The sequence below is a fragment of the Micromonospora sp. NPDC005553 genome, from assembly GCF_042871765.1.
Taxonomy (GTDB): Bacteria; Actinomycetota; Actinomycetes; order Mycobacteriales; family Micromonosporaceae; genus Micromonospora.
The window spans coordinates 374,155-393,884 of record NZ_JBIAJD010000004.1 but is presented as its reverse complement, the minus strand read 5'-3'; the positions used below and the strand labels follow the sequence as shown (position 1 = coordinate 393,884).

Annotated in this window: 18 protein-coding genes and 1 riboswitch; of the genes, 7 read left to right on the top strand and 11 right to left on the bottom strand. The window is 71.8% G+C overall.

The window, feature by feature from the left end; translation table 11 throughout:
* Positions 1 to 217 precede the first annotated feature (217 nt).
* Positions 218 to 2,329, bottom strand: coding sequence for a DUF6077 domain-containing protein (locus ACFYPG_RS18950; RefSeq protein WP_387353110.1), 2,112 nt, complete (start codon positions 2,327 to 2,329; stop codon positions 218 to 220).
* Between the two features lie 124 nt (positions 2,330 to 2,453).
* On the bottom strand, positions 2,454 to 3,092 hold the full coding sequence (locus ACFYPG_RS18945) for a TetR/AcrR family transcriptional regulator (RefSeq protein ID WP_355007111.1): 639 nt from the start codon (positions 3,090 to 3,092) through the stop codon (positions 2,454 to 2,456).
* 180 nt (positions 3,093 to 3,272) lie between these two features.
* On the opposite strand from ACFYPG_RS18945, the gene ACFYPG_RS18940 reads away from it, so the two are divergent.
* The 4 genes from ACFYPG_RS18940 to ACFYPG_RS18925 all read left to right on the top strand — a co-directional run bounded on the left by ACFYPG_RS18940 (position 3,273) and on the right by ACFYPG_RS18925 (position 8,345).
* Positions 3,273 to 4,166 carry an ABC transporter permease gene (locus tag ACFYPG_RS18940; protein WP_355007110.1) on the top strand — a complete coding sequence of 298 codons (894 nt, stop codon included), beginning with the start codon at positions 3,273 to 3,275 and terminating at the stop codon, positions 4,164 to 4,166.
* A gap of 34 nt (positions 4,167 to 4,200) precedes the next feature.
* Positions 4,201 to 4,977, top strand: a complete 777-nt coding sequence (locus tag ACFYPG_RS18935) for an ABC transporter ATP-binding protein (protein ID WP_112585647.1) — start codon at positions 4,201 to 4,203, stop codon at positions 4,975 to 4,977.
* A gap of 146 nt (positions 4,978 to 5,123) precedes the next feature.
* The gene (locus tag ACFYPG_RS18930; RefSeq protein WP_387353108.1) at positions 5,124 to 6,641 is read left to right on the top strand and encodes a D-ribitol-5-phosphate cytidylyltransferase; all 1,518 of its coding nucleotides are present in this window, start codon (positions 5,124 to 5,126) and stop codon (positions 6,639 to 6,641) included.
* A gap of 33 nt (positions 6,642 to 6,674) precedes the next feature.
* Positions 6,675 to 8,345 (top strand): CDP-glycerol glycerophosphotransferase family protein, encoded by a 1,671-nt coding sequence (locus ACFYPG_RS18925; RefSeq protein ID WP_387353106.1) that lies wholly within the window; start codon positions 6,675 to 6,677, stop codon positions 8,343 to 8,345.
* Positions 8,346 to 8,349: 4 nt separating this feature from the next.
* Here ACFYPG_RS18925 and ACFYPG_RS18920 read toward each other — a convergent pair whose 3' ends face one another.
* From ACFYPG_RS18920 to ACFYPG_RS18900, 5 genes are all read right to left on the bottom strand, one after another.
* A complete protein-coding gene (locus ACFYPG_RS18920; protein WP_355007106.1) occupies positions 8,350 to 9,096 on the bottom strand; it encodes an alpha/beta fold hydrolase in 747 nt (248 codons plus the stop codon).
* A 123-nt stretch (positions 9,097 to 9,219) separates the two neighbouring features.
* Positions 9,220 to 10,068 carry a C39 family peptidase gene (locus ACFYPG_RS18915; RefSeq protein ID WP_355007105.1) on the bottom strand — a complete coding sequence of 283 codons (849 nt, stop codon included), beginning with the start codon at positions 10,066 to 10,068 and terminating at the stop codon, positions 9,220 to 9,222.
* 232 nt (positions 10,069 to 10,300) lie between these two features.
* A riboswitch (cyclic di-AMP (ydaO/yuaA leader) is annotated at positions 10,301 to 10,441 on the bottom strand.
* Positions 10,442 to 10,725: 284 nt separating this feature from the next.
* Positions 10,726 to 11,496, bottom strand: a complete 771-nt coding sequence (locus tag ACFYPG_RS18910) for a hypothetical protein (protein WP_387353104.1) — start codon at positions 11,494 to 11,496, stop codon at positions 10,726 to 10,728.
* A 133-nt stretch (positions 11,497 to 11,629) separates the two neighbouring features.
* Positions 11,630 to 12,112, bottom strand: coding sequence for a hypothetical protein (locus ACFYPG_RS18905; RefSeq protein WP_387353102.1), 483 nt, complete (start codon positions 12,110 to 12,112; stop codon positions 11,630 to 11,632).
* Between the two features lie 93 nt (positions 12,113 to 12,205).
* A complete protein-coding gene (locus ACFYPG_RS18900) occupies positions 12,206 to 13,441 on the bottom strand; it encodes an acyltransferase family protein (protein ID WP_387353101.1) in 1,236 nt (411 codons plus the stop codon).
* 299 nt (positions 13,442 to 13,740) lie between these two features.
* On the opposite strand from ACFYPG_RS18900, the gene ACFYPG_RS18895 reads away from it, so the two are divergent.
* Together ACFYPG_RS18895 and pseI are read left to right on the top strand one after the other, a co-directional pair.
* Complete coding sequence (locus ACFYPG_RS18895; RefSeq protein ID WP_387353099.1) at positions 13,741 to 14,904, top strand: glycosyltransferase family 2 protein; 1,164 nt, start codon at positions 13,741 to 13,743, stop codon at positions 14,902 to 14,904.
* Positions 14,905 to 15,037: 133 nt separating this feature from the next.
* Positions 15,038 to 16,090 carry a pseudaminic acid synthase gene (gene pseI / locus ACFYPG_RS18890; protein ID WP_357233773.1) on the top strand — a complete coding sequence of 351 codons (1,053 nt, stop codon included), beginning with the start codon at positions 15,038 to 15,040 and terminating at the stop codon, positions 16,088 to 16,090.
* Between the two features lie 237 nt (positions 16,091 to 16,327).
* On the opposite strand, the gene ACFYPG_RS18885 is transcribed toward pseI, so the two are convergent.
* Genes ACFYPG_RS18885 through ACFYPG_RS18870 form a run of 4 tightly spaced genes read right to left on the bottom strand, consistent with a single transcriptional unit; the run spans position 16,328 to position 19,097 of the window.
* Positions 16,328 to 16,855, bottom strand: a complete 528-nt coding sequence (locus ACFYPG_RS18885; protein WP_387353098.1) for a hypothetical protein — start codon at positions 16,853 to 16,855, stop codon at positions 16,328 to 16,330.
* Complete coding sequence (locus tag ACFYPG_RS18880) at positions 16,839 to 17,594, bottom strand: SDR family NAD(P)-dependent oxidoreductase (RefSeq protein WP_355007098.1); 756 nt, start codon at positions 17,592 to 17,594, stop codon at positions 16,839 to 16,841. Before ACFYPG_RS18880 ends, ACFYPG_RS18885 begins: the two co-directional genes overlap by 17 nt.
* Positions 17,587 to 18,849 carry an AMP-binding protein gene (locus ACFYPG_RS18875; RefSeq protein ID WP_387353096.1) on the bottom strand — a complete coding sequence of 421 codons (1,263 nt, stop codon included), beginning with the start codon at positions 18,847 to 18,849 and terminating at the stop codon, positions 17,587 to 17,589. The genes ACFYPG_RS18880 and ACFYPG_RS18875 overlap by 8 nt, the downstream gene beginning before the upstream one ends.
* Positions 18,846 to 19,097 carry an acyl carrier protein gene (locus ACFYPG_RS18870; protein WP_091401397.1) on the bottom strand — a complete coding sequence of 84 codons (252 nt, stop codon included), beginning with the start codon at positions 19,095 to 19,097 and terminating at the stop codon, positions 18,846 to 18,848. Before ACFYPG_RS18870 ends, ACFYPG_RS18875 begins: the two co-directional genes overlap by 4 nt.
* Positions 19,098 to 19,197: 100 nt before the next feature.
* Between ACFYPG_RS18870 and ACFYPG_RS18865 the strand changes: the two genes are divergently transcribed.
* Positions 19,198 to 19,707 carry a GNAT family N-acetyltransferase gene (locus ACFYPG_RS18865; RefSeq protein WP_355007096.1) on the top strand — a complete coding sequence of 170 codons (510 nt, stop codon included), beginning with the start codon at positions 19,198 to 19,200 and terminating at the stop codon, positions 19,705 to 19,707.
* The last annotated feature ends 23 nt before the right edge of the window (positions 19,708 to 19,730 follow it).

Sequence of the window (19,730 nt, the reverse complement as noted above, 5' to 3'; positions counted from 1 at the left end):
CCCTACGAGATTTCGTTGCGGGCGGTGCCCGTGATGGACCGACGTCACTCCCCCGTCGCGCAGCGGCTCAGTCGCGGCCGGCTGCGTGTGACTGCGACCTTAACGCGAGGGGACAGCTCGGTGTCGCTCGGGTATCCGGCACCATTTCGGGCAAAGTTCCGCACCGGGACGCGCCCGATCCCCTCACGGGGTCGGGCGCTCGGCGCGGGTGAAGCGCTCAGCCGATCCGCCGGAAGCAGGTCATCGCACCGGGCGCCTTGCGCTTGGCGAACTCCTGGTAGCCCAGCTGCGGCGCGGTTTCGCGGGCGTACCGGTTGCCGTTGTAGACGCAGATGGTGCCCACGTCGAGGCGGTCCAGTGCCGGCGTCAACTCGGCCGGCGTCGGGCTCTCGGCGCCGTCCGCGAAGCCGGCGAGCAGCAGTCGGTCCTTCGCGAACTGGGAGTTGAGGTCGTACTCGACGAGGTAGAAGTCACGGGGCAGGACAACCCGGACCTCGCTGGTGACGATCGGCGTGGTGCGCATGATCGTCTTCGGGGCGAGCAGCAGGCCCTGCGGACGGTCCAGGCCCTTGATCCAGAATGCGATCGCCTGACGCTGCTGCGGAAGCTTCCAGGTGGGGCGGTCGTGCACGTCGACCCAACTCTTCGGCGACCACATCGGGGTGGCGAACAACGCGAACGAGGCGACCAGCAGCACCGCGATCCCCCCGGACGCCGCCCGGCGCAGCGCCGGAGTCGGTGCCGGCACGCGCACGGTGCAGAGCAGACCGATCAGCGTCGGCAGGGCGAGCAGCCACGGCACGCGCCAGAGCACCACCGAGATGCCGCTCAACGCGCTCAGCAACTCCAGCACGCCGGGCACGAACAACACGCTCAGCGCGAGGGCGGCGCCGGCGGCGAGCAGGGCCGGCGTACGTCGACGGGCGAGCAACGCGCCGCACCACAGCGCCAGACCGCTGATGACCCCGACCACGCCGAACAGCAGGGTTCGCCGGTAGGTGTACGCCGCGTCGAAGAAGGCGTCGTCCGCGCCGGTCGCGCTCATCCCGCCGAGCACCAGGCGGGAGACCACCAGCGAGCCGATCGGGTACGCGAGGGCGGCGACCGCCGCGATCACGGCCGCCTTCCACCGGCCGACCAGCAGCATGGCGAACCCGGCGGCGCCGACCAGCATCGGCAGGATGATCGCCGCGGTGTTGGTGAGCCCGATCGCGGTGATCGAGAGCGCCACGATGAGCAGGAGGCTGCGCCGCGACCGGTTGTCGAACCACTCGGTCAGGTAGAGCCACATCAGCGGGATGACCGCCGAGACGAACATGCCCTTGCCCTCGTGCAGCCGGGGAAGGTGGAACGTGCCCAGTGCGGCGTCCCCGCCCGCGACGAGGTAGAGGTACGCGATCGCCACGGTGAAGGCGAGCACCGGACGGCGCGGGGCCCACCGGTGCGTCAGCCGCCACAGCGCCAGCACCGCGAGCACCGCCATGATCGGCAGCAGGACGAACCAGAGAGCCGAGCTGGCGTGGATGCCGAAGACGTTGGCGAACGCGCCGTCGAACACCTCGATCGACGGGATGGGCGGCTGCGAGCCCATCGACGGCAGCACGTTCTCGGAGAACAGGAAGTCGTTGAGCGGGATCAGGTCACGCTCGGCGATCCACACCGACTTGCCGACGTAGTAGACGTCGTCCGGGGTGTTGCGAGCCAAGAAGAACGACGAGATGCCGACCAGGACCGAGACGACCAGCGCGTACGCCGACTGCGCCGGGGTGGGTGCCGGGGCGGCCGGGGTGGGCGTCGGGCCGCTCAGCCAGGCCTGGCGCACCAGCAGCAGCCCGCCGACGGCCGCGAGCAGGCCGGACACGGCCGGGATCCACCAGGACACGTTGACGCTGGTGTTGGCCAGACCGGCGGAGACGGCGGCCACGGCGGCGGCGACCAGCACACCGACGAGCAGGCGACGGTCGGCGGGGGGCCGCGGGCTGACGGGCTCTTCCTGTGCCGCCGGCGCGCTGTCGGCCGCGGTGCTGCCGGCCGGGGCACGGCGGCGGGCGCGCAGCACGGCCACGACCGCGAGCACCACACAGGCCACCAGCCAGATCCGGAAGGTGACCGACGGACGCAGGTCACCCAGGAAAGCCAGGTGATAGAGCACGGTGAAGAGCGCGAACGCGATCACCGCGCCGTCGGTGAGCACCGCCGGGGCGACGGCCACCAGCGCGCGTACCCGGGACAGCCCGCCTTGGGCGTCGGCGGGCCGGGATGCCTGCCCGGGCCGCGGCGTCGGATCCGGTTCGGCGGGCGCTACGGCGATGCTGTCGACGTTGGCCACGGGCGTCCTTACTCGTCAGGCGGATGAGGGGCATCGGCACGGTGACGGCCGGGTGTCAAGGGGGCAGCGTAGCGGAATCGGGCAGGGAGACCGGTGCTGCCGGCGACCGGGTGTCGGAGGGCGGTCAACCCGCCATCGGGGCCGCTCGGGGACGGGGCAGCACGCTGTCGGCGCCGAGCCCGGCCGCCACGGATTCGACGAGGTTGTCGAGGTAGTCGTCGGTGAGCGGGAGACGGGCGATGGCGAGCCGCCAGTAGAGCGGCCCGACGATGAGGTCGATCGCGGCGTCCAACTCGGTGTCGGCGGGCAACTCGCCACGCTGCACGGCACGGGTGACCAGCTGACCGCCGATCTCCTGCTGCCGGGCGTGCAGCACCTGACGCAGGGTCGCGTCGATGCTGGGGTTGCGGGCGGCCTCCGCCAGGAGATCCGGAATGATCTGCGACGCCAGTGGGTGGCGCAGCGCGTGCGCCACCGCCTGGAACAGCAGCGCGAGGTCACCGCGCAGCGTGCCGGTGTCGAGCGCGGGGAGCTTGCCACGCGCCGCGGCGGCGACGACCTCCAGCACCAGGTCGAGCTTCGAGCTCCACCGTCGGTAGATTGCCGTCTTGCTGACGCCGGCCCGCCGGGCCACCGCCTCGATGGAGAGCCGGCCGTAGCCGACCGCGGCGAGCTCCTGCATCAGCGCCCGCCGGATCGCCGTGGTGATCTCGTCGCGCAGCACCGCCGCGCCGGCCGGCGCCCGCCTCTTCTCGGTGGTCATCGAGGGCTCTTATCGCAGGTCACGCCGGACAGCGTAGCGCAACGACGGTACGGTTGCGTCCCGACGTGTTTCGGACTACTGTCCACGCAGCGACGAGGCGGCGCCCCGCGCAAATTTCCCACTAGGATTCGATCGTCGCGAGCAACCCCCGTCTGCACGAAAGATCGGAGCGCCATTTCCATGGCCACCACCGCGCTGGTCGACCCCGACACGGGCCTGACCCAGGCGCAGCTGGCCGCTCGGCACGGGCTACGGGTCGCCGGTGAGCGTCCCAGCCTCGTCGAGTACAGCCGCCGACTCTGGGCCTACCGGCACTTCATCGCCGCGTACGCCAATGCCAAGCTCGTCGCCTCGTACAGCAACGCCAAGCTGGGTCAGCTCTGGCAGGTGCTCACCCCGCTGACCAACGCGGCGGTCTACTACCTGATCTTCGGGGTGGTGCTCGCACAGAACAGCATCCCGAACTTCATCGCCTACCTGACCACCGGGTTGTTCATCTTCAACTTCACCCAGAGCGCGGTCCTGGCCGGCACCCAGTCGATCAGCAGCAACCTGGGGCTGATCCGGGCGCTGCACTTCCCCCGGGCGAGCCTGCCGCTGTCCACGACGATCACCCAGTTCCAGCAACTGCTGGCCTCGATGGTGGTCCTGGTCGGCATCGTGCTCGCCACCGGCGAACCGCTCACCTGGGAATGGTTGCTGCTGGTGCCGGCCCTGCTGCTGCAGGCGGTGTTCAACGCCGGCGTCGTGCTGCTGGTGGCCCGGCTGGGCTCCAAGTCGAGCGACCTGAAGCAGGTCATGCCGTTCATCATGCGGACCTGGATGTACGGCTCCGGCGTCCTCTACAGCGTCACCCTCTTCGACCGGCTGCCCGGCTGGGCGACGACCCTCGTGCAGTACAACCCGCTGCTCGTCTACATCGAGCTGGCGCGCTACGCGCTGCTCGAGGAGGCACCGCTGCTCAACGAGTCGCTGACCCAGCTCTGGCTGGTCGGCGCCGGTTGGGCGCTGGTGGCCGGCATCGGCGGTTTCATCTACTTCTGGCGCGGCGAACAGGAGTACGGCCGTGGTTGAGCACTTCGACGCCCCCATCGAGGCGAGCGCGACGATGACCCGGACCCAGGAGCGCATCCCGACAGTGGTCGTGGACGACGCGCACATCATCTACCGGGTGCACCAGGGCGCCGCCGGTGGCACCACGCCGGTTGCCGCGCTGCGCCGGCTGGTCAAGCGCACCCACGCGCCGAACGTCCGGGAGGTGCACGCGGTCAAGGGCATCTCGTTCACCGCGTACCGGGGTGAGGCGATCGGGCTGATCGGCAGCAACGGCTCCGGCAAGTCCACCATCCTGCGGGCCATCGCCGGCCTGCTGCCGGTGAACCGGGGCGCCATCCACACCCAGGGGCAACCGTCGCTGCTGGGCGTCAACGCCGCCCTGCTCAACGACCTCTCCGGGGAGCGCAACGTCGTCCTCGGGTGCCTGGCCATGGGCATGCACCCCGACGACGTGGCCAAGCAGGCCGCGGGGATCATCGACTTCTCCGGGATCAACGAGCGGGGTGACTTCGCCAGCCTGCCGATGCGGACGTACTCGTCGGGCATGGCGGCCCGGCTGCGGTTCTCCATCGCCGCCGCCAAGAAGCACGACGTGCTGCTCATCGACGAGGCGCTCGCCACCGGCGACAAGGGCTTCCGCAGGCGCAGCGAGCAGCGGGTGCGGGAGCTGCGGGAGGGCGCAGGGACGGTGTTCCTGGTCAGCCACCAGCTCTCCTCCGTCCGGGACACCTGCGAACGGACGATCTGGCTGGAATCGGGTGTCATCCGGATGGACGGCCCCACCGACGAGGTCATCCGGGCGTACGAGGCGTACGCGAACAGCAAGTAGAGTTCCGGCGAACGTCCGGCATCGACACGGCACCTGAGGACCGCGTCGCCCGCGTTGGGGCGACGCGGTCCGCGCGTTAAGGTTCATTCCGTCGCCGCTCGGGCGGAACCTTCCCTTAACGCATCCCTGAGAGTGAGGATCCGGCAATGACGCAGGACCAGACCCCTGGCCCGGACGCCGAAGCGGGAACCCCGACGCCGTGGCGGCCCTCGCGGACAGTGGCGGTGGTTCTGGCCGGCGGCACCGGGACCCGGCTGGGCCTCGGCATCCCGAAGCAGCTGCTGAAGATCGCCGGTAAGCCGATCATCGAGCACACCCTGACGGTCTTCGAGGCGGCACCGGAGATCGACGAGATCATCGTGCTGATGGCCACCGGCCACGTCGAGGACGCCCAGCAGATCGTTGAGAAGGCCGGCCTGCGCAAGGTCACCAAGGTGATCGAGGGCGGTGACACCCGCAACGCCACCACCCGGATCGCCCTGGACGCGGTCGGCCCGGAAGACTGCAACATCCTCTTCCACGACGCGGTACGCCCGCTGCTCAGCGGCCGGATCGTGCGCGAGTGCGTCAACGCGCTCTGGAGCTACGACGCCGTGGACGTGGCCATCCCCTCCGCAGACACGATCATCCAGGTCGACGAGAACGACTGCATCACCGACATCCCGGTGCGCTCCCGGCTGCGCCGTGGTCAGACCCCGCAGGCGTTCCGCTCCCCCACGATCCGGGCGGCGTACCAGCTCGCCGAGGACGACAGGGAATTCGCCGCCACCGACGACTGCGGCGTGGTGCTGCGCTACCTTCCCGGCACCCCGATCAAGGTGATCGACGGTTCGGACGAGAACATCAAGGTCACCCACCCGGTCGACGTGCACCTGGCGGACAAGCTCTTCCAGCTCGCCGCCGCGCAGGCCCCCCGGCTGACCGACCACCGCAGCTACAGCGAGGAGCTGACCGGCCGGACCATCGTGGTGTTCGGCGGCAGTTACGGCATCGGTCACGAGTTGACCGAGCTGGCCCGCCGCTATGGCGCCCAGGTCTTCCCGTTCAGCCGTTCCAGCACGGGCACCCACGTGGAGCGGGCCGAGGACGTCGAGGCCGCGCTGACGACCGCCTTCCAGGCCACCGGCCGGATCGACCACGTGGTGGTCACCGCCGGCATCCTGGAGAAGGGCGCCCTCGCCGAGATGGACGAGGAGACCATGGACCGGCTGCTCCAGGTCAACTTCGTCGGCCCGGTGACCATCGCGCGCCAGGCCCTCCCGTACCTCCAGCAGACCAAGGGCCAGTTGCTGCTCTACACCTCCAGCTCCTACACCCGAGGCCGGGCCCGCTACGCGCTCTACTCGGCCACCAAGGCCGCCCTGGTCAACCTCACCCAGGCGCTCGCCGACGAGTGGGCCGACGTGGGCGTCCGCGTCAACTGCATCAACCCGGAGCGCACCGCCACCCCGATGCGGACGCGGGCCTTCGGCGAGGAGCCGGAGCACACCCTGCTCGCCGCTGAGGCCGTCGCCCAGTCGTCGCTGGACGTGCTGATCTCCGACCTGACCGGTCAGGTGATCGACGTACGCCGGGCACCCGGTGACGGGCCCACGCCGAGCGTGCCGGCGCAGTCCGGGCCGGGTCGGGTCGAGGCACCGGCCGGCGCGACGTCCGCCAACTGACGCCGACGGCTGCGGAACCACGAACGGAGCGACATGCGCGGCGACCTGGTCCGAAAGCTGGCCGCCCGGTGCCTGACCACCGGGTTGGCCGTGCTGGCCTTCGTCGTGCTGGCTTTGACCGGCGCCACCGGCTGGGGGCTGGCGTTGGCAGTCGCCGCGCTGGCCGCCTCGGCCGCCGAGCAGCGGATCCGGCCCGGCGCCGACCTGGTGGCGGAGACGGCGTTGATCGCCGCGGCGATCCTGGTCGGTTACTCCCGGCGGCTGGACGACGGGCTCGACCTCGCGCTGGTCGCCACCGGGCTGGTACTGCTGGGTCTGGTGCTGCTGGTGGGGCCGCTGCGCACCGCCGGCGGTCTGGAGATCCGGACGGCCAACCTGCCGGTACGCGCCTGGACGCCGCTGATCGCCGATCGGCTCGGCACGGCCCTGCTCGGGCTGCTCGCCGCCCTGGCGCTCGCCGCCGCGCTCGCCCTGCCGGCCGGTGTGGCACTGGCCGCCAGCCTGCTGGTCGGAGCGGGCGCCGGTGCGGTCGCGCTGGACCTGGCCCGGCGACGGTTCAGGCCACGCGCCGGTGGCGGGTCGGTGGCCGCCGCGCTGCGCCGGCACCAGCCGGAGTTCCTGCTCTACTTCTCCGCGCCTCCGGGCTCGGAATACCAGGTCACCATGTGGCTGCCGTACCTGGAACGGATCGGCCGACCGTTCCTGGTCGTGCTGCGTGAGCCGGAGTTCCTGGCCCCGATCGCGGCCGCCACCGACGCGCCGGTGGTCTACTGCCCCACCCTCGGGGCGATGGACCAGGCGTTGGTGCCGAGCCTGCGGGCGGCGTTCTACGTCAACCACGGTGCGAAGAACAGCCACTGCGTCCGCTTCACCCAGCTCACCCACATCCAGCTGCACCACGGCGACAGCGACAAGGCGCCGAGCGCCAACCCGGTGTCGGGGATCTTCGACCGGATCTTCGTAGCCGGGCAGGCGGCGATCGACAGGTACGCCCGCGCCGGAGTGCAGATCCCGGCCGACAAGTTCGTGGTGGTGGGTCGTCCACAGGTCGAGTCGATCGAGGTACGCCCGGAGCCCGCAAGAGGATCGGCGCACCCGACGGTGCTCTACACGCCGACCTGGACCGGGCACCACGCCGACGCCGACTACTGCTCGCTACCGGTGGCCGAAAGCCTGCTGCGCCGACTGTTGGAACGCGGCGCGACGGTGATCCTGCGAGCCCACCCGTACACCACGCAGAACCCGGCCTCGGCCCGGCAACTGGGCCGCCTGACCGAGCTGCTCGTCGCCGACCGGGCCCGCACCGGCCGCCAGCACGTGGTCGGCGCGGCGGCTCGGGAGCTGAGCCTGACCGAGTGCGTCAACTCCGCCGACGCGCTGGTCTCCGACGTGTCCGGAGTGATCTCGGACTTCCTCTACTCCGGCAAGCCGTACGCGGTCACCGACATGGGCGACGAGGGCGACCGGTTCGTGGAGCGGTTCCCGCTGGCCGGGTCGGGATACGTGCTGCGTCGGGACATGTCCAACGTGGACGACGTGCTGACCGCCCTGCTGGACACCGACCCGCTGGCCGAGGCCCGCTGGGCCACCCGCCGCCGCTACCTGGGTGACTTCCCGGCCGAGTCGTACGCCGAGGCGTTCCTGGCCGCCGCCCGCCGGGAGCTGGCACCGGCCGAGGCGCTCACCGCGACCGCACCGGCATAGCCGCTCAGCGGTAAGGATCCAGCAGCGCCAGTACCGCCGCCGGGTCCTCCACGTGCGCGTTGTGTCCGAGACCGGGCAGCGTGGCGACCGGTACGCCGTACTCCTTGAGCTGTTCGTCGGTGACCATCGGGTCGCTCTCCCCGCGCGCCAGCACCACCGGCACGTCGGTCGCCGCCAGCAGCGCGGCCAGATCGGGCTCGCCGACGGCGAAGGCCGCGGGGTCCATGGCGAGGCGCCACCGGCCGTCGACCTGGCGCAGCCCGGCTTCCACCACCGGGTGGTCCGGCGGGACCAGACCGGTGAGCCCGGCGACCCGCAGGTAGCGGCGAGCCGCCTCGGTGCGGGTGGCGAACCAGCTCACCGGTCGGGCGGCGAGCTCGGCGGCGCGGCTCAGCTCGGCGGGTGACCAGAGTGCCTTGATGCCCAGCCCGACCACGGCATCCACCGGCGTTCCGGCGTCGCGGGCGGCCAGCGCCAGGCCGACCACCCCACCCAGCGAGTGCCCGAGCACGACCAGCCGGTCGTCGGGGACGAGGGCCCGCGCGATCTGCTGAGCGAAGCCCGCGAAGGAGTACGACGGCAGCGGCGACGCCCAGCCGTGGCCGGCGAGGTCCGGTGCCAGCCACCGTCCGGGCCAGTGCTGCTCAAGGTACGGGGCCCAGGGCAACCACACGTCCCCGGTCGTTCCCATCCCGTGCAGCAGCAGCAGGACCGGCCCGCGGCCGGTGTGACCACCCGTTTCATCCACCACGGCCGCAGTCTCCCACGGTTCAGGGTCGGGTACGAGGGCCGTCGATGGCGGGCCGGGCGGACAAACGCCGCGGACGCCGGCTCCTTGTGGGAGACGGCGCCCGCGGCGGTCAGGGTGCCCGGGTCAGGCGGAGTAGCCCCGGCTGGTGATCCAGTTGGCCAGGTCGATCGTGGTGATCCAGTACGACGGGTCGGCCGGGTTCGCCGAGTCGGCGATCCGCACGGTGCGACCGTTGTCCTTGTAGCCCACCACGGCGATGTAGTGCCCACCGCCGTAGGAGTGCCACCCGCCGTCGGTGTCGACGGCGTCCCCGACGACGTTGGCCACCACGCCCCGGCCGTCGGTGACGGCCTTCACCACGTCAGCCTGGAGCCGGTCCATCTGGGCCGGGCTGGGCGTGCCGGGGAACATCCGGGTCCGGTACGGGGAGCCCTTCACCTCGGCGTTGAGCACCCGGGTGGTGTCCTCGGCCGAGTTGGTGCCCATCTCGGTGGTGCCCAGTTCGGCGCCGAGCTCCTCCTGGGTGCGGTCGATGCCCGCGGCGCTGAGCGCGTTCCGGGTGGCCGCCGGGCCGCAGTTGTAGTAGGTGTTCTGCGCCTCGTAGTCGTAGTCGAGCACCTTCGTCGCGGGAGGCTTCGGCGGCGTCGGCTTACGGGTGAGGTCGGGGTTGCTCTTGGCCTTGGCGGCGGGCGACGCGGCGCTGGTGGCCGGGGCGGCCGTGGTCGGCGCGGCGCTGGCAGAGGGGGACGCGTCCCGGGCCTCACTGCGGGAGGCGGCGACGTCGCTGCGCATCTCGGCGACGGTGGTCGCGGTGCGCTGGCCGGCCGGGGCGTCGTCAGCAGTGGTGAGCAGGGCGCCGGTGGTGGTGGCGATAGCGAGGGCTGCGGCGGAGGCGGCGACGATCTGGTACGGGCGCTCGGTGGCGAGGCGACGGAGCTGACGCTGCAGGGTGTGCTTCACGGGGTCCTCCACGGATCGGGGGGAGAGCGGCACACCGGGGCCGGACCGGTATCCGGGCAGGCGCCAGCGCGCGGACCGTGGTCCGCGGGTGTGAACCGCTCAGGGGAACGCCCGGATCGGCCGGGCGGGAAAGGCGATGACCCGGGGGGTCAGCTCACCGTCACGCGACGATTGAGCGGGTGCACCGCCGCGCCGTGGAGGCGAGGGAACAACCGAGGGGTGGAAAGGTGCTGCACGAGGATGGGACTCCTTCCGACACCGCCTACCGGGTTAGCTGACGGATTCGGGCGGGAAGACGCCCTACCGCGGGCCGTGGCTCGCGGATTCACCCCGGACTTACTGGTGGGTCCCCGGTTCGTAGATCACGATTAAGCGGGTCGATGCGGCGTCGCGTCTTGCGATCGGTTACCGCACCGGACGGGACGACACTACTGGCGTCTCAACGCCCTGCCAAGCCAGGTTCACCTGCGTAAACCCCAATTGGCGCCACAATTTCTGCGCGTAATGCCGACGATGTGACTCGATGGGACAACCAGTTACGGCGACGCCTAGGGGCGACAACCGGACAGGCCGTAAAGAACGCGGCCACAATCGCGGGAACAATCCCGTCGATCGCGTCGGACGTCCGATTTCCCGATTGGGTGACCGGCCTCACATAACGGATTGGGCTCAACCCACCCGGGCCGGGCGCCACAGTGCCACGACGGCGGGACGCAACGCCCCGGCGACCGTGCGGCGCGCGGGGACCACGCTCGGGCGGAGCCGGGCCGCCGCCGCGTACGCCTCCTCGGCGAGGGCACGAGCCGACTCGGCGGCCAACTCCGCGTCGCGCCAGGCGACCCGCTCACGGTCGGCGGCCACCTGGTAGTCGGTCGACCGCGCATCCCGGATCACCCGGCTGATCAGCACCTCCTGCTCGACCGGGTGTCGCCGGGGATCCCAACCGCGCCGGTGCCCGAACACGTCGCCGAGCTGCGCCATGGTCAGGTCGCCCCGCCAGTACGCCGCCATCGCCGCCCGGTGCAGATAGCGTTCCCGGGCGGCGTACTCGGCGGGGGTGTGTGGGGTCTGCGGGGTGGGCAGTGCCCCCGCGCCAGCGAAGCGACGCGCGGCGGCGTCCGCCTCGTCGTACCCGATCCAGGCCTGCTCCAGCTGTTCCTGAGCGGCCAGCCAGGCGGCACGCCGCCGCTGGGCGGTGGTGGCCGCGCGGGCCGCGGCAACGGCCACCTCCTCGGCGTAGCGGCGCCTGTCGACGGCCTCGGCGTCGGCCAGCTCCTGAGCGGTGAGCCCGGCCGGGACCGGATCGCCGGTCGGCCGGGCCCGTTCGGGGCGGGCGGCCAGCACGGTGAGCAGGCCCAGCGTCAGCAGGAACAGCGTCGACCAGATGGCGGCGGCCCGCGGCACCTCGGTCACGAACTGGTAGAAGACGACGGTCTCCATGGTCGGCACCTCGGGGAGAGAGCAGTGCGATGGAAAGCCGCGCCGACCAGCGGGCCACGGCGGGCCACGGGTCGGCGGGTCAGGGAGCGGGTGGGTCGACAGGGCGCGGCGGCGGGACGGTCGTCCCGGTGGCTCAGCGCCCGGGTGGGGCCCGGGAAGCCCGACCGCTCGCACTGGCGACGAGGGGCAGCCGGTCAGATTCGGCCGCCCTGGCCGGCAGCACGCCGGCCGCGATGGTGCCCTGATCGCCGGGGAGCGCCACCGGCGCGTCGACCGACCAGGTCGGGACCGACTCCTCGGTGGCCTTCGCTGCGGCCGGACGGGCCGCGCCGTGTGCCCCCGAGCCGGTGGCGTCGGCACCATCGTCGCCCGACGCACGGCCGGCGTAGATGACGGTTGACTCCGTTGGCGCGGCGTGTCGGCAGGAGGCCGCCAGCGAGCCGGCGACAGTGGTCGGCACCACGCTCGACGTGGGCCCCGTGCCAGGCGTCGACGTGGCGGCCGTGGCCGGGCCTGCGCCGAGCGCCAGGGCCGCGACGACGGCGAGGCTGGTCAGCACCCGAGTCGCCCAGCGCGCCACCCACCACAGCGGACAGGTGAACGCGACCGGAAGCACGTCCCCACGCTACCGTCGCGCCAACCCGTGCGCATCGACCACGGGCGTGTCGGATCACGCCGCGCCGACCCCCTTTGACCAGGGTGGACGCCGTCAGCGCAGGTCGACGTAGGTTGATCGACCGCCAGCCTGACCGGCCTCGTCGGCGGGTCCGTCGACCTCGCCGCGGGCGATGCTTCCGGGGTCTCGCGCGTCGTCGTCGCCGGCCGGGCGTTGTCGCGGGACGGGCGCTGGACGGGCCGCGCGGCGCGGCGCGAGCCGGCGCATCATCGGAGTTTCGACGAAGCGGTGCAGCAACCCGGCGAGGATCAGGTTCACCGCCAGGAAACCGAGCACCACGGCCGGGCCACGCCAGCCTCCGAAGCCGATCCCCCAGGTTCCGCTCCAACGCAGCACGCTCGTCATCACCAGCACGTGTACCAGGTAGAAGGCGAACGAGACCTCACCGAGCCAGACCAACGGCCGGGAGCGCCACGGCGAGCGCCGACCCCGCACGTCCGCGTCCGCGGCAGCGGTGATGACCAACAGGTACGCGACCGCGAGCAGCGTGGTCCACAGCTCGGCGCGGATCCACTGCGCGGCCACCACCCAGGTGACCAGGAAGATTCCGCTGGCCACTGTCAGTCTGGGACCGCGCCAGAGCCCCCGGCGCATCAACTCGGCCGCCACCGCGCCCAACCAGAACTCCAGCGACCGCACCGGCGGGAAGATCTGGGTGAACCACCAACGGCTCACCTCCGGCACCAACTCCTGCGCCGGCCAGAGCGCGAGGATCAGCAGGGGCAGCGCGACGATCAGCGCCCAGAGCAGCTTCGGCCGGGCCCGGCGCAGCAGCGGCAGCGCCAGCGGCAGGCAGAGGTAGAAGAAGAACTCGCAGGACAGCGACCAGCTGACGGTGTTGATGCTGTAGAACCAGCCCGGCCGGGGATCCCACGCCTGCAACAGCAGCAGGTTCTCCAACGCCGCCGCCGGCAGGACCGGGTCGGCGAACCACCAGGCGACCACCAGCGTCGCCACGAACAGCACCAGGTGGTTCGGGTAGATCTTGGCGATCCGTCGCCGCCAGAACGTACGCCGCGAGTCGCCCTCGCGGGCCGACCAGACCAGCACGAAACCGCTGAGGATGAAGAAGAACTGCACCCCGGAGAGACCGAGGGTGAACAGCGCGTCGATGACTGCCTTGTAGTCCGGCTCGGCGATGATCCGCATGGTGCCGGCGTGGAAGCCGAAGACCAGCAGAGCGGCGATCCACCGCAGCCCGGTCAGCGAGGGCAGCCGGGGCGGGGCCGGTGCGGGCCGGGCGGCCGACGTCGCGGCGACGCTCGTCATGCCGGGATCCCGGCGCTCGGCAGGGTCACCAGCACTGTCGTAGCCTCCTCGGCGCGGCGTCGGACGGCGCGACGGCGACGCCCACGACGACCCGGCAGGGCCGCACCGAGGCACCCTACCGGGTCACTCCCGGGTGAACCGGACGCATCCCACCCGCCCCACGAGCCCGCGCTCCCCGGGCCGGAAACCGCCCACCGGCTCGGCGTTAACCTCCCGCTGGGCGGGAGTTCAGAGAGTCCACCATCGGCGGCAACGTCGGGTTCCGGGGCCGGCCACCCGGGTCGTCGAAGGTGGCGGACGTGGTCAATGAGCCGACGCACGCACCGCTGCTGAGCATCGTCGTGCCCGTGTACGGCGTCGAGGCGTACCTGTACCAGTGCCTCGAGTCGATTCGGGCCGACATCCCGGCGAGCGAGTCGGACGCGGTCGAGCTGATCGCCGTCGACGACGCCTCCCCGGACGGCTGCGGCGACATGCTCCGCTCGTACGCGGTCAGCCGCGACGGCGTGCGCGTCGTGCACCTGAGCAGCAACGTGGGTCTGGGGCTGGCCCGCAACGCCGGGCTCGACGTGGCCAACGGCCGGTACGTCTGGTTCGTCGACAGCGACGACTGGTTGCCACCGGGCACGATCGCCGCGGTGCTGGACCGGCTGCGCCAGCACCAGCCCGACGTGCTGATGCTCGACCACCTGCGGGTGCACGAGGACGGCCGACGGGAGGTCGACGCGAGCAGCCCGATGCTGCGCGGGATCACCGGCGTGACCCGGTTGGCCGACCAGCCGCAACTGCTGCGGGTGCAGCACACCGCCTGGAACAAGGTGGTCCGCCGGGACTTCATGGACGAGCTGGAGCTGCGGTTCTTCCCCGGCTGGTACGAGGACATCCCGTTCAGCCACCCCCTGCTGATCGGGGCCGAGAAGATCTCCGTGCTGGACCGGGTCTGCTACCTGTACCGCCAGGGCCGCCAGGGCGCGATCACCTCCACCCGCAGCGGCCGGCACTTCGACGCCTTCGCCCAGTACGAGCGACTGATGGACTGGGTCGCCCGGAAGCACCCGGACGAGCGGTTGCAGGCCGAGCTGTTCGAGCTGATGATCAGCCACTACCTGGTGGTGGTGGGCAACGATGGCCGGCTGCACCCACACCTGCGGCGCGGCTTCTTCCACCGGGCCGCCGCGCACTACCGTCGCTACCTGCCCACCGGCGGCTATCCGCTGCCCCCGGGCGCGAACGGGCTCAAGCACCGCCTCGTCGGGCGGGGTGACTGGGTGGCGTACTCGGCGCTGCGCCAGGCCCACCGGGTCGCTTGTCGCCTGCGTCGATCCGGCCCGGTGGGCGGCGCCGAGGGCGGTTCGCTCGCCGCCGACGAGAACCCGGGGCGAGGGGCGAGCGCGGGGTCGACGCGCGACGGTGGGCTCACGCCGGAGCGGCGCGACGCGCTGGCCGGCGGCCGGCTGCCGTGATCGCCCCCACCGCTGAGCACGCCGGGAGCCGGGGTTGCTCCCGGCGCCCTGATTTTCCAGGTCGTCCACCCGCCGGGTGGACGACGACAGCACCACCGCACCCCGGTGCGGGCGTACCTGAGCAGAGGTCGGAATGACAGCGACAATCAAGATCGGACCGCACGCGGTCGGTGCCGGGGAGCGACCGTTCGTGGTCGCCGAGATGTCCGGCAACCACAACGGCGATCTGAACCGGGCGCTGGCCATCGTCGACGCGGTGGCAGCGAGTGGGGCGCACGCGCTCAAGCTCCAGACGTACCGGCCGGACACCATCACCATCGACGTCGACACCCCGGCCTTTCGAATCTCCAGCGGGCACGAGCTGTGGGGCGGGGAGAACCTGTACCGCCTCTACGAACGCGCGCACACCCCGTACGAGTGGCACGCCCCGATCTTCGAAAGGGCCCGCGAGCGTGGCCTGACCGTCTTCTCGTCGCCGTTCGACGCGACCGCCGTGGAGCTGTTGGAGTCGCTGGACGCGCCCGCGTACAAGATCGCCTCGTCGGAGCTTGTCGACCTGCCGCTGATCCGGCTGGTGGCCAGCACCGGCAAACCGATGGTGATCTCCACCGGAATGGCGACGGTCGCCGAGATCGACGCCGCCGTGCGCACCGCCCGGGCCGGCGGCGCGGCGGGCATCGTCCTGCTGGCCTGCACCGCGTCCTACCCGGCCCCGCCGGCCGACAGCAACCTGCGCCGATTGCCGGTTCTGGCCGGCGCGTTCGACGTGCCGGTCGGGCTCTCCGACCACACCCCCGGCATCGGAGTGGCGGTCGCCTCGGTGGCGCTCGGTGCCTGCTTCATCGAGAAGCACGTGACGCTGGACCGGGCCGACGGCGGTGTGGACTCGGACTTCTCCCTGAACCCGGCGGAGCTCACGGCCCTGGTCGCCGAGTCCGGCCGCGCGTTCGAGGCGTTGGGTGGCACCGCGATCGGACCGACCCCCGCAGAGCGGGAGGGGCTCCGGTTCCGCCGGTCGCTCTTCGTGGTCGAGGATGTCCGGGCCGGTGATCCGGTGACCGCGCACAACGTCCGCTCGATCCGGCCGGCCGGTGGACTGGCCCCCGTGGAGATCGACCGGGTCCTGGGCCGCACCTTCACCACCGACGTCCCCCGCGGCACCCCCCTGAGCTGGAACCAGATCTAACCCCCAACCCCACCGCACCCGTACGCGGCCCGGCCCGGCCCGGCCCGGCTGTGTCGATCATGGACTTGTGGTGGTCGGTAAGACCCCCGGTGCCCGCTTTGTGAGGCACCACAACTCCATGATCGACGGGGTGGGGTGGGGTGGGGTGCGGGCGGTGGGGTGGGGTGCGGGCGGTGGGGTGGGGTGGGGTGGGGTGCGGGCGGTGGGGTGGGGTGGGGTGGGGTGCGGCGGGTTGGGTTACCGGGGTGGGCTGTTGGTGGCGGCACCTCGGCCGTTGGAGGCGAAGCCGACGGTGACCACCAGGTCGGCCAGCCGGAGGGTCCGCCAGACCGCCGAGCCGTCGGCCGGCGCACCCAGGCCGTGACGCCGCCACCAGGCCGCCACGGGCACGTCGGCCAGCTTGCAGCAGCACTCGGCGCGGGTCCACCGGGCCCAGAAGTCACCGGCGCCGAACCGGCGGGCCAGCGCCTGCGGCACCGGGGCGTCGGTGCGCTCCGCGTCGATGGCCACCCGCCAACCGGGCGTCGGCGGGCCGTACCAGCCGACGCAACGGCCGTCGTCGAGGTGGCTACGGGTCACCGCGTCGGCCAGGTCGGCGGGGGCGCCGATGCGCAGATGCTGCTCGGCGGCGGCGAGCAGCCCGGGCACCGGACGCGGCGTGGCCCCGCCGCCCGTCCCCGACGACTGGGCCGGCCCGGTACGGCCGATCCGCCGCGCCGGTTGCACCGGCAGGGGAACCGACCGCAGGTCAGATGGCGGCGGCACCGTCCACCACGATGACCTGGCCGTTGATGTTGGTGTGCTCCCGGAGCAGCATCCGCACGACCGGGGTGACCTCGACCGGCTCGGTCAGGTGACCGGTCGGGGTGCGGCGCACGATCTGGTCGAGCTGGGTCGGACCGAGCACGGCGGACATCTCCGAGGCGAAGAACCCGGGCGCGACCGAGTTGACCAGCATCCGGCCGCCGAGTTCGCGGGCGAGCGAGCGGGTGGCGGCGTCCATGCCGCCCTTGGTGGCCGAGTACGCGACGAGACCCGGGAAACCGCGCTGCCCGCAGATCGAGGTGATGTTGACGATCCGCCCGCGCAACCCCTTGGCGAGCATCCGGCGGATCACCAGTCGGGTCAGCTGCAGCGGGGCCGTCAGGTTGGTCTCGATGATCCGGGCGATGTCGTCGGTGGCGGTGTGCGCGTGCAGCGAGTCCTGTCCCATGGCGGCGTTGTTGACGATGCCGTCGATCGGGCCGAGGTGCTGCTCCACCTCGCGGACGAAGCTCTGCGCGGCGCGCAGGTCGGTGACGTCCACCGAGCCCACGTGCACCCGGTCGGGGTGCTCGGCGGCGAGCTTCTCCAACTCCGGGGTGATGGTGCGGGCGAACGCGGCCACGCGTACGCCCGCGTCGAGCAGGTCGGTGACGATGGCCAGGCCCAGGCCACGGGAACCGCCGGAGACGAGGACCACGGAGCTGGGCGGGACGAGCTGGTTGTCGGCTGGCTCAGACATCGCTCTTCAGGGTCTCCTTGACGGGAATGTCGGTCAGGACGCGGATGCGGCGCGGCACCGCGTGCTCGGGGAGCCGGTCGGCGCACCAGCGGACCAGCGCGGTCTCGTCCGTGTCCACGGAGGACGGACCGAGGACCACCTCGGCGACCACCATCCGCCCGAGCACCGGGGCGCGGCGGCCGGTCACCCGGGCCCAGGCCACCGCCGGATGACCGGCGAGCACACCGCGGACCACACCGGCGGAGACCTTGCTACCACCGACGTTGATCTCGTCGGAGTCGAGTCGGCCGGTGATCAGCACCCGGCCGTCGAGCACCTGCACGCGGTCCCCGGTGCGGATCGGGCCGGCGAGACCGGCCCCGTGGTACGGGGAGGTGACCACCAGCTCGTCGTCGTGGACGGAGAGCGTCGGCCGGCCCGGGATGTCCCGGCCCAGCCAGTCGACCGGGAACCCGGCCCGCCCGTCGTGCACCACAATGGACGCCCCCACCTCGGAGGACGCGTAGATCCAGGAGATCCGGGCCGTCGGGAAGACCTCCCGCAGCTGGTCCAGGATCGCCTGGTCCACCGGTTCCCCGCCGAGGGTGATCTGGCGCAGCGGAACCCGGGCGAGGGCCTCGGCGTCGCGGTAGAGGGTGCGCCGCCAGAAGGTCGGGGTGCCGGAGGCCGCGTCCACCCCGTGGGTGGCCGCGACGGTGGGCCAGTCGTCCAACTCGTCGGGCTCGACCACCACCAGGTGCTGGCCGGGCTGGGTCAGCGACAGGGTGACGACCTGCCACCAGGCGTACGTGCCCGGGGCGTACGGGCAGAGCCAGGTCCGGTCGGGCTGGTCGGCACGCACTGTGGTCAACGTGTCGAGGGTGTGCCCGACCCGCTTCGGACGCCCGGTGGAGCCCGAGGTGAGCAGCCAGAGTCGGCCCGGCTCGGCGACTCGCGGCCGGGCCGGTGCGCTCGGGTGCACGCCGTCGGCGTCGAGGACGCCGACGGTGAACCCGGCCTCCAGCAGCTCGGTGCGCATCACCGCGTCGACCCGACTCGCGGTGCTGAGCAGCAACTCGGTGCCGTGCACGGCGTGCTGCCGCGCCGCGGTGAGCGCGTGCACGGCCGAGCGGGCGAGCACCGCCGCCGGGTCGGGCAGTGTGGGCGTCGGCAGCGAACGCCAGGCCAGCGTGGCGCCACCGACGACGAGCCGGTTGTCGGCACCGGCTGGCTCCGGGCTGGCGGGGGTCGGGTGGCGCGACGTCGCGACGGTCACTGGTGTTGAAGCTCGACGAGGAAGTCGAGGACATCCCCGACGGTGGCGATGCGACGCAGCCCGGGGGCGTCGAAGTTGAGCTCCTCCCCCGTCTCGTCCTCCACCCGCAGGGCCAGCTCGGAGAAGTCGAGCGACCGGAAGCCGATCTCCCGCAACTGCGCCGCGTCGTCAGCGGGCAGCTCCTTGTCCTGATTCTTCAGCACCTGAGCCATGAGGTCGCGGATCTGCGCGCGACTCAATTCGTTCATGCGCCGCAGTCTACAACCCAACGAATGCATATCTGATTTCCCGGTAGGCCCGGGTAAGGTGCCGGGACCCGAAGTGAACGGCTAGGAAAGCGAGACGCACGTGCTGCGCGAAGCGACGGCGGACGACGTTCATCTGATGTTGTCCTGGCGTAATCAGGAAACCAATCGACAGGTCAGCAAGACCAGCCACGAGATCACCGCCGCGGAGCACGCCCGCTGGTGGTCGGCGGTCCGCGACGACCCGTCCCGGCGGGTGCTGGTGTACGTCCGCGACGACCGGCCCTGCGGTGTGGTCACCTTCTTCGACCTGCGGTTGGACGGCCCTCGGACCGGCGCGTGGGGCTTCTATCTCGACGCCGACGGCCTGGACGCCAGGGGCGAGACCCTGCCGGCCTGGCTGGGGGTCATGCGGGAGGCCGTCGAGTACGCCTTCGACGGGCTGCACCTGGATCGACTCGACGGCGAGGTGCTCGGCCACAATACCGTCGTACGGCAGATGAACCGACGTTTTCGATTCGTCGAGGGCACGCCGCGACAGGAACTGTCCGACGGCCGGGAAATCACCGTCGTCCCGATTTCCCTCGCTCGGGCCGACCGCCGCCAGCGCTGATTGGCGGACCATTTTCCGAAATG

Excerpts from the sequence above, each read along its gene's own strand:
- ACFYPG_RS18935 (WP_112585647.1), top strand. The coding sequence starts at position 4,201 with ATGACCCGGACCCAGGAGCGCATCCCGACAGTGGTCGTGGACGACGCG.
- ACFYPG_RS18870 (WP_091401397.1), bottom strand. The coding sequence starts at position 19,097 with ATGAACGAATTGAGTCGCGCGCAGATCCGCGACCTCATGGCTCAGGTG.
- ACFYPG_RS18910 (WP_387353104.1), bottom strand. The coding sequence starts at position 11,496 with ATGGAGACCGTCGTCTTCTACCAGTTCGTGACCGAGGTGCCGCGGGCC.
- ACFYPG_RS18930 (WP_387353108.1), top strand. The coding sequence starts at position 5,124 with ATGACGCAGGACCAGACCCCTGGCCCGGACGCCGAAGCGGGAACCCCG.
- pseI (WP_357233773.1), top strand. The coding sequence starts at position 15,038 with ATGACAGCGACAATCAAGATCGGACCGCACGCGGTCGGTGCCGGGGAG.
- ACFYPG_RS18900 (WP_387353101.1), bottom strand. The coding sequence starts at position 13,441 with ATGACGAGCGTCGCCGCGACGTCGGCCGCCCGGCCCGCACCGGCCCCG.
- ACFYPG_RS18925 (WP_387353106.1), top strand. The coding sequence starts at position 6,675 with ATGCGCGGCGACCTGGTCCGAAAGCTGGCCGCCCGGTGCCTGACCACC.
- ACFYPG_RS18945 (WP_355007111.1), bottom strand. The coding sequence starts at position 3,092 with ATGACCACCGAGAAGAGGCGGGCGCCGGCCGGCGCGGCGGTGCTGCGC.
- ACFYPG_RS18940 (WP_355007110.1), top strand. The coding sequence starts at position 3,273 with ATGGCCACCACCGCGCTGGTCGACCCCGACACGGGCCTGACCCAGGCG.
- ACFYPG_RS18880 (WP_355007098.1), bottom strand. The coding sequence starts at position 17,594 with ATGTCTGAGCCAGCCGACAACCAGCTCGTCCCGCCCAGCTCCGTGGTC.